A 12634-nucleotide genomic window follows, 5' to 3' on the forward strand; every position below is an offset into this window, starting at 1 on the left:
CTTAAATTTTTCCTTTCAGTGTCCAATAAATTTTCTAAATTTGCACCTCGTTAAAACGACGCACACACAACTAACTACACCCGAGGCATTTATACACGTTTTGTTTTACCAAAAATGGTCAAGCCGAATTGTACGGAGCGCAGCGAGTAAAAACAACAAATTATAATGTCGCACCTAGAACCAGAAGCTAAAATTTTTGCTTGTTCACAAAGTGTCTATCTTGCAGAAAAAATTGCCGAACAATACGGAATTCCGTTAGGCAAAGTAACGATGTCAACGTATAGTGATGGAGAATTTCAACCATCTTACGAAGAATCAATAAGAGGATTACGCGTTTTTATCGTGTGTTCAACTTTTCCATCTGCCGATAATTTGATGGAATTGTTACTAATGATCGATGCAGCAAAACGCGCATCAGCAAGACATATTACAGCTGTTATGCCTTATTTTGGTTGGGCAAGACAGGATAGAAAAGACAAACCAAGAGTTCCGATTGGGGCAAAGTTAGTAGCTAATTTACTAACTGCTGCAGGAGCAACAAGAATCATGACAATGGATTTGCACGCAGATCAAATTCAGGGATTCTTTGAAAAACCAGTAGATCATTTATTTGCATCTACAATCTTTTTGCCATACGTGCAGAGTTTAAATTTAGAGAATTTAACCATTGCATCACCAGACATGGGAGGTTCAAAAAGAGCATATGCTTACTCTAAGTTTTTAGAATCAGATGTAGTAATCTGTTACAAACAAAGAAAAGCAGCCAACGTTATCGACACTATGGAGCTAATTGGTGAAGTAAAAGGCCGTAACGTAATACTAGTAGACGACATGATCGATACAGGTGGAACATTAGCGAAAGCAGCAGATTTAATGATCGAAAAAGGAGCATTAAGCGTTAGGGCAATTTGTACACACGCTATTTTATCAGGTGGCGCTTACGAAAAAATTGAAAATTCAAAATTGAGCGAATTAATAGTTACCGATTCAATCCCATTAAAGAAAGAATCAAACAAGATTAGAGTAGTGAGTTGTGCGCCTCTTTTTGCTGAAGTTATGCACATGGTGCACCACAATAATTCCATTAGTGGAAAATTTATAATGTAGAAGCAGTAGGCTTTAGGCTATAAGCCTTAAGCTATGCAAATACAAAAAAAGCCTAAAGCCTACGGCCTACAGCTTAAAGCAAATTAGAATATTTATTAATAACTATATTTTTTTACAATGAAATCGATTACAATTAAAGGATCAGAAAGAGAAAGCGTGGGCAAAGTGTCAACTAAAGCCTTACGTAATGCTGGAGCGGTTCCTTGCGTGTTATACGGAGGAAATCAGGCAGTACATTTCTCAGCGGACGCTGCGGCATTCAAAAACTTGGTTTACACTCCAAACGCACACACAGTTGTGATTGAGCTTGGAAAAGGAAAATCATTCAATGCAATTTTGCAAGACATTCAGGTTCACCCGGTATCTGATAAAATTTTACACATTGACTTCTTTCAATTATTTGATGATAAAGAAATCACTATGGAAGTTCCTGTAAAAATCGTTGGTACATCTAAAGGTGTTCTTGCAGGTGGTGTTTTACGTTTAAACACTCGTAAATTAAAAGTTAAAGCTTTACCTAAAGATCTTCCTGATTTTGTTGAAGCTGACATTACTCCACTTGAAATGGGTAACAAATTGTACGTTACTAAAGTTGGACAACCAGAATACAAAGTAATGCACCCAGACAACACTGTTGTTGCTCAGGTAAGAATTTCTCGTGCTGCTATGAAAGCTGCTCAAGAAGCTGCAAAAGCTGCAAAAGCTCCTGCAAAAGGAAAGAAAAAATAATTTTTTTCAAATCAATACAAAAAGCATCAATCGAAAGATTGGTGCTTTTTTTTTGCTTTTAAAGGTTCTGAGTTGCTAAGGTGCTGAGGTTCTAAGGAAAGGCTCAAAGGTACAAAGGTTCATAGGTGCAAAGGGCTTTTTGGTGTACTCAAACTAAAGGGAAACTATGCAAATAAATCCGTGTCATAGGCGTTCCATTCTTAGCGCACCTTGCGTAAAACCATCGCGAACTTTGCGGTTAGATGTAATTATCTAATTGACACATTTTCTAATTATCTAATTTTCAAATTTTTTAGAAGCAGACGCTTTTGGGTTTTTCAAGACGCAACGTTCCTGCCATCCGCTATATCTTTTCCTGGCTAAAGAAGCCAGAAAAAGGATACCGCTGCTGTCAGGGCTAGCAATAATGATTCATTTCTATAAGAAAGAGTTTCAAAGGCACAAAGAGACAAAGGTGCAAAGCAAATCTGCGTCGATCAGTTCAAATCTGCGTCATCCGCGTCCCATTCTTAGCGCACCTTGCGTATCCCGATAGCTATCGGGATTGTGTACTTTGCGGTTAAGATTAAATTATCTAATTGCCACATTCTCTAATTATCTAATTAACCAATTGCCACATTCCCCAATTAAGTTTATTTTTGCATCATGATAAAATGGATAACAAAACTGTTTTCATCAACACAAAAAGAAGAGAACATAGATAATAGGAAACCGGAGGTTCACGAACATCCAAAAAACAATATAAAAAGCGTGAGTAAAAAATATTTAATCGTAGGACTAGGTAATATTGGAGCCGAATACGTAAATACAAGACACAACATCGGATTTAAAGTCCTGGATTTTTTAGCCAAAAAAGAAAGCCTTTCATTCGAAACCGTAAAGTTGGGAGCGCTTGCCGAATATAAATTTAAAGGAAGAACCTTTTTTCTGCTTAAGCCAAACACCTACATGAATTTAAGCGGTAAAGCCGTAAAATACTGGATGGACAAAGAAAATATTCCGTTAGAGAACATTCTGGTTATTACAGATGATTTAAACTTGTCGTTCGGAACCATCAGAATCAAACCAAAAGGGAGCGATGGCGGCCATAATGGACTTAAAAACATCAATCTCGTTTTAAACACACAGCAATATACTCGTTTTCGTTTTGGTATTAGTGATCAATTCAAAAAAGGACAGCAAGTTGACTATGTTTTAGGTGATTGGGACGAAGAAGAAAAGGCAAAATTACCGGAACGTTTAGAAGTATCTTCAGAAATTATTAAGACATTCGGAACCGCCGGATTAGAAAATACTATGACCACTTTTAACGGAAAATAAAGATTTACAACTATTTAGGACTTAAAAAATCAGATTATCAATTAATTAAATGGAATAATAACGAAATAGTATTTTCTATTCCAAAGTTAAATGTTTAAATTTGGAATAAATTATTATAAACCATAAAATCATAATATCATGGCTTTTGAACTACCACAATTACCTTATGCATATGACGCATTAGAACCACATATTGATGCACGTACAATGGAGATTCACCATACTAAGCATCATAATGCATATACTACAAATCTTAATGCAGCTATTGCAGGAACAGATTTGGAAGGAAAAACAATCGAAAACATCTTAATTAACTTAGATAAATCAAACGCTGCAGTTCGTAACAATGGTGGAGGTTTCTACAACCACAATTTATTCTGGACTGTAATGACTCCAAACGGTGGTGGATTGCCAACAGGTGATTTGTTAGCTGCAATCGAGTCTTCTTTTGGAACTTTTGAAGAGTTTAAAGCAAAATTTGCTAAAGCTGGAGCTACACAATTCGGTTCAGGATGGGCTTGGTTAACAGTGCAAAAAGGAGGTAAATTAGAAGTTGTAGGTACTCCAAATCAAGATAATCCATTAATGCCAGAAGTTGCTGGTAACGGTGGAACTCCAATCTTAGGAATGGACGTTTGGGAGCATGCTTACTACTTAAACTACCAAAACAGAAGACCGGATTATATCGAAGCCTTCTTCAGTGTAATCAACTGGACAGAAGTGGCAAGAAGATATGCTTTAGACAAATAGTCTTAAGAGAGAATAGAATAAAGAATAAAGAAAAAAGACGGATGACCTGATAGGTTGTCCGTCTTTTTTGTTTGTAGTTATAGAGTTGAAATATGCGCAACAATCTTTATTCTATTTTCTTTCCTCTTGCTTCTTGCTTCTTTGCTCTTTATTCTATTCTCTTTCTCTAGAAATAAAAATAAAAAAGGCGGAATCTCTTCCGCCTTTTTTGCCCCAAATCTACCATAAACTTAACCTACTAATGTTAATGGTTCTGTAAATGTATGGCAGTTGTATTTATATAGAAAATTTTTCAGACGAACGGCAAATAAATCCGATTAAGTAAGTATGAGAATAGAATAAAGAGCAAAGATGAAAGAGCAAAGAGCAAAGAGTATAGAGTATAGAGTATAGAGTATAGAGTATAGAGTATAGAGTATAGAGTATAGAGTATAGAGTATAGAGTATAGAGTATAGAGTATAGAGAATAGAGAATAGAATATAGAGGATAGAATATGGAAGGATAGAGTATAGGGAAATAAAAAAGACGGATGGCTTGATAGGCTGTCCGTCTTTTGTTGTCGTCTATAAAAAGTATGTTCAACAATCTATATTCTTTATTCTATTCTTTTTCTCTTTTGTTATCGTCTATAAAAGTATGTTCAACAATCTCTACTCTATATTCTATTTTCTTTGTTCTAGAAATAAAAATAAAAAAGGTGGAATCTCTTCCACCTTTTTTGCCCCAAATCTACCATAAACTTAACCTACTAATGTTATGGTTTAGTAAATATAGGATAGTTATATTTATTTTAAAAACTTTATAGACGAAAGGTAAATATATCCGATTAAGTGTGTTAAAATTGTTAAAGCACTAGCGTTCACTTTATTCCAATAAAAAAGGTGGAATTGCTTCCACCCTTTTTGCCCCAAATCTACCATAAACTTAACCTACTAATGTTATGGTATTCCAAAAGTAATTTAGCATTTCGGTTTTGCCAAACATATAGGATGAACGGCAAAAAAAACCGATTAAATGCACATTTTAACCTTTTGTTAATACTTTTAGTATGCTCTTGCGTCTTTTCCTTCGTAGAAATTCATAAATGCACGGTTCACTACACGATTTCCTCCAGGGGTAGGATAATCTCCGGTAAAGTACCAGTCTCCCAAGTTTTTAGGACATGCAATATGTAAATCTTCTACTTTTTGGAATATTATTTTTACTTCAGCGTTAATTTCAGGTGAACTTAACATTTCTGCAATTTTATCTGAGATTTCTTCCGGTGTAAATTGATCGTAGATTGCCGTTACATAATTTACAACATCAGTATCTAAATAGTTCTCCTGAGCTTTACATTTAGCGTAAACTTCGTCTACGATATGATATAGATTTCTTTCTTTTAATAAAGCCAAAGCCGCTCTAAAAGCAACAAGACCTTCGAGCTTTGCCATATCAATTCCGTAACAGTCAGGATAACGAATTTGTGGTGCCGAAGAAACAATTACAATACGTTTTGGTTTCAAACGATCCATCATTTTAATGATACTCATTTTAAGAGTTGTACCACGAACAATACTGTCGTCAATAATAACTAAATTATCAGTTGGTTTGATTACGCCGTAAGTAACGTCGTAAACGTGAGCTACTAAATCATCACGGCTGCTGTCTTCTGTAATAAAGGTTCTAAGTTTAGCATCTTTAATAGCCACTTTCTCCGTACGGATTTTTACCGCCAATAACTCCTGAAGCGTTTCGGCTGTAAGTGTATTTCTGTTTTCTAAGATATAATTGTTTTTTCTCTGATTTAAGAAATCCTGAGCTGCTTCAACTAAACCATAAAAGGATGTTTCGGCTGTGTTCGGGATATAAGAGAAAACAGTATTGTCTGTATCGCTGTCAATTGATTTAAGAACAGCAGGTAAAATTAGTTTTCCTAAATCTTTACGTTCCTGATAAATTTCAGCATCACTTCCTCTTGAGAAATATATTCTCTCAAATGAACAAGCTTTTTTAACGGTTGGTTCCAAAATTTGCTGCATTGAAACTTTTCCGCTTTTCTTGATGATCAAAGCATTTCCCGGATCAATTTCCTGAACACTTTCAAAAGGTACATTAAATACAGTTTGAATAACGGGTCTTTCAGAAGCAACAACAACTACTTCGTCATCCTGATAATAATAAGCGGGACGAATTCCGGCAGGATCTCTAAATACGAAAGCATCACCATGACCGAGTAAACCTGCCATTGCATAACCTCCATCTAAATTTTTTGCTGAACGTGCTAATATCTTTGCAATATCCAAACGATCTGCGATTACTGGAGAAGCTTCTCTTTTAGAATAGCCTTCAGTTTTGCAATCCTGGTAAAGCTGCATTACTTCTTTGTCTAAGAAGTGACCAATTTTTTCCATTACCGTAACAGTATCTGCCATTTCTTTTGGATGCTGTCCTAGTTCTACTAAATTTTCGAAAAGTTCCTTAACATTTGTCATGTTGAAGTTACCGGCCAAAATCAAATTACGGTGCATCCAGTTACTTTGACGTAAAAATGGGTGTACACTTTCAATGCTGTTTTTTCCGAAAGTTCCATAACGAACGTGTCCTAAAAACAATTCTCCAATATAGGGAATCTCTGATTTAAGTTTAGCTACATCATCAGCAATCTCTGGACGAGCAGTCAATTCTTCATTGATACGATCGTTGATCTGTTTGAAAACATCCTGAATCGGTTGTGCATGATTCGAACGAACTCTGCTGATATAACGTTGTCCGGGTTCAACATCTAATTTAATGCTTGCAAATCCGGCACCGTCCTGACCGCGGTTGTGCTGCTTCTCCATCATCAGATACATTTTTTGTATCCCGTAAAAAGCAGTTCCGTATTTCTCTTTGTAATATTCAAGCGGTTTAAGAAGTCTAACTAAGGCTATACCACATTCGTGTTTTAAAGCGTCGCTCATTGTGTTTTGTATTTTGTGTTGTTGTAAGTTGTGTGTATTAACGTAATAAAAAAAGCCCCGTGTTATCGAGGCTTTCGGGCATTATATTTCTATGTCAAACTGAGTTAACGACTTAAATTGCTGTAATCGAATCGCTACTTCTGCTTTGCTTAATGTTTCCATCCTTTCAGTTCCAAATTTCTCCACACAAAATGAAGCTAAATTTGATCCGTAAATAATGGCATTTTTCATATTGTTAAAAGAGATGTTTTCACTTTGTGCAATGAATCCTGAGAATCCACCTGCGAAAGTGTCTCCAGCTCCTGTTGGATCAAAAACATCTTCTAATGGTAATGCCGGAGCAAAGAATACTTCTCTGTTATGGAATAAAAGCGCGCCGTGTTCTCCTTTTTTGATCACCACGTATTTTGGTCCCATATCCTGGATTTTAGCTGCTGCTTTTACTAATGAATATTCTCCTGAAAGTTGTCTTGCTTCTTCATCATTAATAGTAATAACGTCTACACGTTTAATTACGTCCAATAATTCAGGAAGAGCGCAGTCCATCCAAAAGTTCATAGTGTCTAAAACTACTAATTTTGGTTTTTTCTCCATTTGATCTAAAACACTGCTTTGTACTAATGGATGTAAGTTTCCTAACATCACAACATCAGCGTCTTTATAATTTTGAGGAACTTTTGGCTGAAAATCTGCCAAAACGTTTAATTCAGTTACAAGAGTGTCTCTAGAGTTTAAATCGTTGTGGTATAAACCGCTCCAGAAAAAAGTTTTACCGCCTTTTACAATTTCGATACCAGAGATATCAATATTTTTTGAAGTTAAAAGATCTAAATGTTCTTGAGGAAAATCGTCGCCAACTACAGAAACGATGGCCGATTGCAAGTTAAAAAAGGATGCTGATAAACCAATGTACGTTGCAGCACCACCTAATATTTTATCTGTTTTTCCGAAAGGAGTTTCAATCGCGTCGAAAGCAACCGTTCCAACAATCAATAATTTATTCATTTTATGAATTTCGAATTAGGGTGCAAAGATACTTCATAAGTTGCAATATTGCAACGGTTTAAGTTCTCAAAATTTTCTTAAAAAAACAATATCGATTTCGGGTCTAATTATATTGTAAATGAATGAATTATATTTTGTTTTGTGGAGTGCTTAAAATATGTTTTTTGGTTTTAAATTGCAAGTTTTATTTTGGAAAAATGTCTAAATTTTATCTGAGTTCTTTAAAAGAATAGGTTTTTCTTTTTCCGATTAAAACAGGAAGAATCTTTTGCGTATAATTCCTTAATTTATTTTATGTTTTTAATCCAATTGATCGCATCTTTCATAGGCTCTTCAGAGTCTGAAAATGCTGTATTGTGACCCAGGTTTGGAAACAATTTATAGTTATAATTTTTTCCTTTAGATTTTAAGATATCAAGATATTCGATTGATAGCTTAACGGGAACCTGAATGTCTTTGCCTCCAAAAATCCAGATTCCTGGAATTGATAATTTAGAAAGAATGTCATTGGGATTTGTGTCAATAAACTCATATTTGTCTGGGTCATGGAAAACATGTTTTCTTGTATCTTCCTCAGAGTGCTTATCCCAAAAATTGATATCTCCATTTGTATAAAATTGGAATCTCAATTGTTCTTTAACCGTTATAAGAGCTCCGCTAAATATGGTCATAAATTTGACTTTTTCATTTTTCTCTGCAGTTAATGGAATTATCCATCCAGCTTGACTACCTCCTATTAAACCTATGCGTATTTGATCATTTGATAAATATTTAGATAAAGTATTTACAGCAGCACTGGCATCTAAAGACAAAAGATTTAGATTGGAAAAATCAACATTGTTAGTTCCTATTTCAGGTCCTGCATATACACCGGCTGATTCTCCGACTCCACGTTTGTCATACGTTAAAACTGCAATTCCATTGTTCGCCAAGGTTGTCGCAAAGTCCATCATTCTTTTTTCTTGTCCAGATCCATGAACAATCACAACGGCTGCCTGTACGTTGTTAGGTGTAAAAATAGTTCCCGCGAGCGAAATTCCTTCACTAACAAATTTTATTTCCTTTGTAGTAAAGTTTGGCGGGATTGCTGATGCATAACTAGTGACAAAAAACAATAATATTAATAAAGAATATCTCCATGTTTTTTTTGCTCTTAGAATGTGTTTGAAAATGGCTGTTTTGTTTTTCATTTTAGTTTTATAACTGATACTTCTTATCGAAATAATTCTTCAATAATCCAATCTGAATTAAAATCATAAAAGGAACTACTAAAAGAGCATACAAGATGTTTTTAGAAATATGAATTCCTGAAAATAGTGCAGAGCACTTTTCTGTATAGGATTTGTCTATTCCCAGATTGTATTCGGTTCCGGAAAAAAGTGATGCATAAACAGCCAGGCCAAGTAAACCAAAGCCAATAATGATCCAGGTTGTTTTAGAAATTAAAGGTTGGTAGCTTTTAACTTTGCTTTTTTCAGCCACTAAAACCTGAGCCATTATTTTCGAAGTAAAGTCAAAAGATGGCGTTTCCAAAGTATCTTCGGCCATCATTTTATCAATAAGATTTTCTATATTTTTATCGCTCTCTTTCATACGTAGCTAATATTTGTTTTTAACGGAATATGTTATCGGTACTCTTCATTTTGTTTTTGTTTTGGAATCTTACTGATTTCATAACACGCTACTATTTCTGGTTCTAATTGCTTTTTTAAAATTACAGCTAATTTCTGCCGGCTTCTAAATAACTTTACTTTGACATTATTAGCATTAATATTCATAATCTTCCCGATTTCTTCTAAACTCTGATCTTCAAAATAAAATAAAGTTAGCAGGAAATTTTCATCACTCGGTAACAAATTCAAGCAATTCTGAATCGTTTGCTTTCGTTCTTTGTCTTCTAAAGCACTCAAAGCATTATCCATTGTTTTGATTAAATGTGCCGAAAATTCATCTATTGATATATTAAGCTCTTCCTTTTTGTTTTTCTTCAAACGATCCAAACAGGTATTATAGGCAATCTTATAAATCCATGTCGAAAATTTAGAATCGCCTTTAAACTTGTTCAGCGAACTATAAATTTTAATAAAAGTATCTTGTGCAACTTCTTCGGCTTCTTCACGGTTTTTAACCATCTTTAATGCCAAAGTAAAAATCATATCCTTATAACGATCCACCAGCACGGCAAACGCATTGGTCTCGCCATGTAGGATTTTATCGATATAATGTTGATCACTGATTGCACTCATATTATATAGGACGACACGTTCTGTGTTTAGGTTACAAGAAATTGGAAAATAAATTTCAATTTTTATAAAAATTCCAAATTCCAATTTTTCAATGCAAGTTTAACCACAATATTGTCATCTCGACGGAGGAGAGATCACACGCGAAACTCGACAACGGTTGGCGCTTTGCTTTGCGGACTTTCTAGTGTGATCTCTCCTCCGTCGAGATGACAAACTAGACTAAAAACATTTTTATGAAAACAATTTCAAATTCAAAATTAACTGATAATCAGTAACATTTGGAGTTTGGAATTTAAAATTTGGAATTTATTTTCAAATTCTTGTAACCTGAATTTAAAACCTGTCGTCATATGGAGTATCAATCAATTAAATAAAACAAAATTATTATGGGACCAGAAATTTTAATACCAATTAGCATGTTTTTGATGATCTTCGGGATTGTCTATCTTTTTTTCTCAACCAGAAACAGAGAGCGTATGGCGCTTATAGAAAAAGGCGTTGATGCCAGTATCTTTTTTAAAGGAGCGGGAAAAAGTTCTTCTTGGAAAGTTTTTGTTGTGAATTTGGCTTTCTTATTAATAGGAAGTGGGGTTGGAATTTTTATCGCTTTATTAATTACAACTTATACTTCTTTAAATGATGAAGCAGTTTTTCCTTCTATCATTTTCATTATGGCAGGAATTGGCTTGTTGGCTGGATTTAGAACTGCAAAAGATCTGGATAAAGAGGAATAAGATTTTTAAGTCAGTACTTAAAAAAAACGCATCGAGGAATATTTTCCTGATGCGTTTTTATTTTTTATTCCATTTTTGAACCGATGGTTTCGTAATATTCATCAATAGAAAGCTTTGGTTGCATGGATGCCATAACTGCCAATTGATCACAACGCTCGTTTTGAGGATGATTGTTGTGGCCTTTTATCCATTTAAAATTGACTTGGTGTTTGCGGTAAACAATTAAAAACCGTTTCCATAGATCGGCATTTTTTCTTCCAACGAATTTCTTTTTCTCCCAGCCTAAAACCCATTTTTTCTCCACAGAATCGACAACATATTTAGAATCTGAAATAACTAAAACCTTCATATTCGGGTTTTTTAGTTTTTCCAAACCGACAATTACGGCCAAAAGTTCCATTCTATTATTAGTAGTCAAACGAAAACCTTCGTAAAATTCCTTTTTATGAGGCGTTCCAACCAATTCCATTACCACACCATAACCGCCGTTTCCGGGATTTCCTTTTGCAGCGCCATCTGTATATATGTGTACTTCGTGAGTCATTGTTGTTTTTTTTTCACCATATAAGTGATATAAGTTCATTTTAAACTTTGTCTATACTTTGTTTGTTATATAAGTAATGTAAGATTGCGTAATGTTTCTTATATTTCTTTTAAGATAAAGTAAGATTTACATCTGTTATTATATTTACTTATATGACTTATATGGTTTAATAATTTTTTCACCATATAAGTGATATAAGTTCATTTTAAACTTTGTCTATACTTTGTTCTTTATATAAGTAATGCAAGATTGCGCAATGTTTCTTATATTTCTTTTAAGATAAAGTAAGATTTACATCTGTTATTATATTTACTTATATGACTTATATGGTTTAATAATTTTTCCACCATATAAGTTGTATAAGTTCATTTTAAACTTTGTCTATATAACTTTGTTCATTACGTAATAATCTAGGATTGCGTAATGTTTCTTATATTTCTTTTAAGATAAAGTAAGATTTACACCCTCTATTATATTTACTTATATGACTTATATGGTTTAATAATTTTTTAGTTGGAATTTTCTTTTGCTGAATCCTCTAGTACTGCCTGAATTATCTCCGGAAAATACTTTTGTTCCAATTCGTGAATCTTTTCGGCTACGGTTTCTGGGGTATCATCTTCCGTGAGGGCCACATTTTTCTGGAAAATAATACCGCCTTCATCATAATTTTCATTTACATAATGAATTGAAATTCCGGTTTCTTTTTCTTTATTATTGACTATAGCCCTGTGTATATGCATTCCGTACATTCCTTTTCCTCCATAATTAGGTAAAAGTGCCGGATGGATGTTTATAATTTTATTAGGATATTTCTCGATTATATTTTCTGGAAATTTCAATAGAAAACCAGCCAAAACTATTAGATCCGGGTCGATTTCTTGTATTTTTTGTAATACATTTCTTTCTAAAAGTTCGTTTTTTGAGAAGATTTCGACTGGAATTTGATGATTTTTTGCTCTTTCGATGACTTTTGCCGAAGCATTGTTGGTAAATACAGAAACCACATTTGCAATTTGAGTTTTTGCAAAATATTTTATAATATTTTCCGCATTAGTTCCTGATCCTGAGGCAAAAACAATAATTTTTTTCATAATCGACTTTATTTTGAGAATGCAAAAAACGGAATAAAAATCGAAAATAAATAGTATTAAAAGGGCTTTCTTGAAATTAATTTTATAAATTAGTATCACATTTATAAACTAAATAGTTGTTTTAAAATAAAGTTTTTTATTTTTGCCAACAAATTAAATTCT

The 12634-nt window shown here is 33.8% G+C and carries 12 protein-coding genes; 5 read left to right on the forward strand and 7 right to left on the reverse strand.

The genetic code is table 11. The features are described 5' to 3' along the window. The first annotated feature begins 165 nt into the window (after positions 1–165). The 4 genes from AC3ITQ_RS05690 to AC3ITQ_RS05705 all read left to right on the forward strand — a co-directional run bounded on the left by AC3ITQ_RS05690 (position 166) and on the right by AC3ITQ_RS05705 (position 3906). Positions 166–1107 (forward strand): ribose-phosphate pyrophosphokinase, encoded by a 942-nt coding sequence (locus AC3ITQ_RS05690; RefSeq protein ID WP_026982505.1) that lies wholly within the window; start codon positions 166–168, stop codon positions 1105–1107. Between the two features lie 117 nt (positions 1108–1224). Further along, positions 1225–1836 carry a 50S ribosomal protein L25/general stress protein Ctc gene (locus AC3ITQ_RS05695; RefSeq protein WP_489237205.1) on the forward strand — a complete coding sequence of 204 codons (612 nt, stop codon included), beginning with the start codon at positions 1225–1227 and terminating at the stop codon, positions 1834–1836. Positions 1837–2481: 645 nt separating this feature from the next. Next, positions 2482–3156: an aminoacyl-tRNA hydrolase gene (gene pth, locus AC3ITQ_RS05700; RefSeq protein ID WP_072970125.1), complete on the forward strand. Its 675-nt coding sequence runs from the start codon at positions 2482–2484 to the stop codon at positions 3154–3156. 138 nt (positions 3157–3294) lie between these two features. Continuing rightward, positions 3295–3906, forward strand: coding sequence for a superoxide dismutase (locus AC3ITQ_RS05705; protein WP_072970126.1), 612 nt, complete (start codon positions 3295–3297; stop codon positions 3904–3906). Between the two features lie 1044 nt (positions 3907–4950). Here AC3ITQ_RS05705 and AC3ITQ_RS05710 read toward each other — a convergent pair. The 5 genes from AC3ITQ_RS05710 to AC3ITQ_RS05730 all read right to left on the reverse strand — a co-directional run bounded on the left by AC3ITQ_RS05710 (position 4951) and on the right by AC3ITQ_RS05730 (position 10100). Beyond that, positions 4951–6849: an amidophosphoribosyltransferase gene (locus AC3ITQ_RS05710; protein WP_489237208.1), complete on the reverse strand. Its 1899-nt coding sequence runs from the start codon at positions 6847–6849 to the stop codon at positions 4951–4953. A gap of 81 nt (positions 6850–6930) precedes the next feature. Continuing rightward, positions 6931–7854 carry a PfkB family carbohydrate kinase gene (locus AC3ITQ_RS05715; RefSeq protein ID WP_194656315.1) on the reverse strand — a complete coding sequence of 308 codons (924 nt, stop codon included), beginning with the start codon at positions 7852–7854 and terminating at the stop codon, positions 6931–6933. 287 nt (positions 7855–8141) lie between these two features. Beyond that, complete coding sequence (locus tag AC3ITQ_RS05720; protein ID WP_489237210.1) at positions 8142–9044, reverse strand: alpha/beta hydrolase family protein; 903 nt, start codon at positions 9042–9044, stop codon at positions 8142–8144. 7 nt (positions 9045–9051) lie between these two features. After that, on the reverse strand, positions 9052–9447 hold the full coding sequence (locus tag AC3ITQ_RS05725; RefSeq protein WP_489237211.1) for a hypothetical protein: 396 nt from the start codon (positions 9445–9447) through the stop codon (positions 9052–9054). Positions 9448–9479: 32 nt separating this feature from the next. Then, entirely contained in the window at positions 9480–10100 is a 621-nt protein-coding gene (locus AC3ITQ_RS05730; protein ID WP_489237213.1) for an RNA polymerase sigma factor, read from the reverse strand. A gap of 386 nt (positions 10101–10486) precedes the next feature. Here AC3ITQ_RS05730 and AC3ITQ_RS05735 point away from each other — a divergent pair, with 386 nt between their 5' ends. Then, a complete protein-coding gene (locus AC3ITQ_RS05735; RefSeq protein ID WP_375030834.1) occupies positions 10487–10834 on the forward strand; it encodes a DUF6249 domain-containing protein in 348 nt (115 codons plus the stop codon). Between the two features lie 64 nt (positions 10835–10898). Here the strand turns inward: AC3ITQ_RS05735 and rnhA are convergent, their stop codons facing one another. Next, a complete protein-coding gene (rnhA, locus tag AC3ITQ_RS05740) occupies positions 10899–11378 on the reverse strand; it encodes a ribonuclease HI (RefSeq protein WP_489238899.1) in 480 nt (159 codons plus the stop codon). 509 nt (positions 11379–11887) lie between these two features. Next, entirely contained in the window at positions 11888–12472 is a 585-nt protein-coding gene (gene purN, locus AC3ITQ_RS05745) for a phosphoribosylglycinamide formyltransferase (RefSeq protein ID WP_194656311.1), read from the reverse strand. Positions 12473–12634: the final 162 nt, after the last annotated feature.

Source organism: Flavobacterium sp. KH_001 (genome assembly GCF_057840745.1).

Excerpts from the sequence above, each read along its gene's own strand:
- AC3ITQ_RS05690 (WP_026982505.1), top strand. The coding sequence starts at position 166 with ATGTCGCACCTAGAACCAGAAGCTAAAATTTTTGCTTGTTCACAAAGT.
- AC3ITQ_RS05695 (WP_489237205.1), top strand. The coding sequence starts at position 1,225 with ATGAAATCGATTACAATTAAAGGATCAGAAAGAGAAAGCGTGGGCAAA.
- pth (WP_072970125.1), top strand. The coding sequence starts at position 2,482 with ATGATAAAATGGATAACAAAACTGTTTTCATCAACACAAAAAGAAGAG.
- AC3ITQ_RS05705 (WP_072970126.1), top strand. The coding sequence starts at position 3,295 with ATGGCTTTTGAACTACCACAATTACCTTATGCATATGACGCATTAGAA.
- AC3ITQ_RS05710 (WP_489237208.1), bottom strand. The coding sequence starts at position 6,849 with ATGAGCGACGCTTTAAAACACGAATGTGGTATAGCCTTAGTTAGACTT.
- AC3ITQ_RS05715 (WP_194656315.1), bottom strand. The coding sequence starts at position 7,854 with ATGAATAAATTATTGATTGTTGGAACGGTTGCTTTCGACGCGATTGAA.
- AC3ITQ_RS05720 (WP_489237210.1), bottom strand. The coding sequence starts at position 9,044 with ATGAAAAACAAAACAGCCATTTTCAAACACATTCTAAGAGCAAAAAAA.
- AC3ITQ_RS05725 (WP_489237211.1), bottom strand. The coding sequence starts at position 9,447 with ATGAAAGAGAGCGATAAAAATATAGAAAATCTTATTGATAAAATGATG.
- AC3ITQ_RS05730 (WP_489237213.1), bottom strand. The coding sequence starts at position 10,100 with ATGAGTGCAATCAGTGATCAACATTATATCGATAAAATCCTACATGGC.
- AC3ITQ_RS05735 (WP_375030834.1), top strand. The coding sequence starts at position 10,487 with ATGGGACCAGAAATTTTAATACCAATTAGCATGTTTTTGATGATCTTC.
- rnhA (WP_489238899.1), bottom strand. The coding sequence starts at position 11,378 with ATGACTCACGAAGTACACATATATACAGATGGCGCTGCAAAAGGAAAT.
- purN (WP_194656311.1), bottom strand. The coding sequence starts at position 12,472 with ATGAAAAAAATTATTGTTTTTGCCTCAGGATCAGGAACTAATGCGGAA.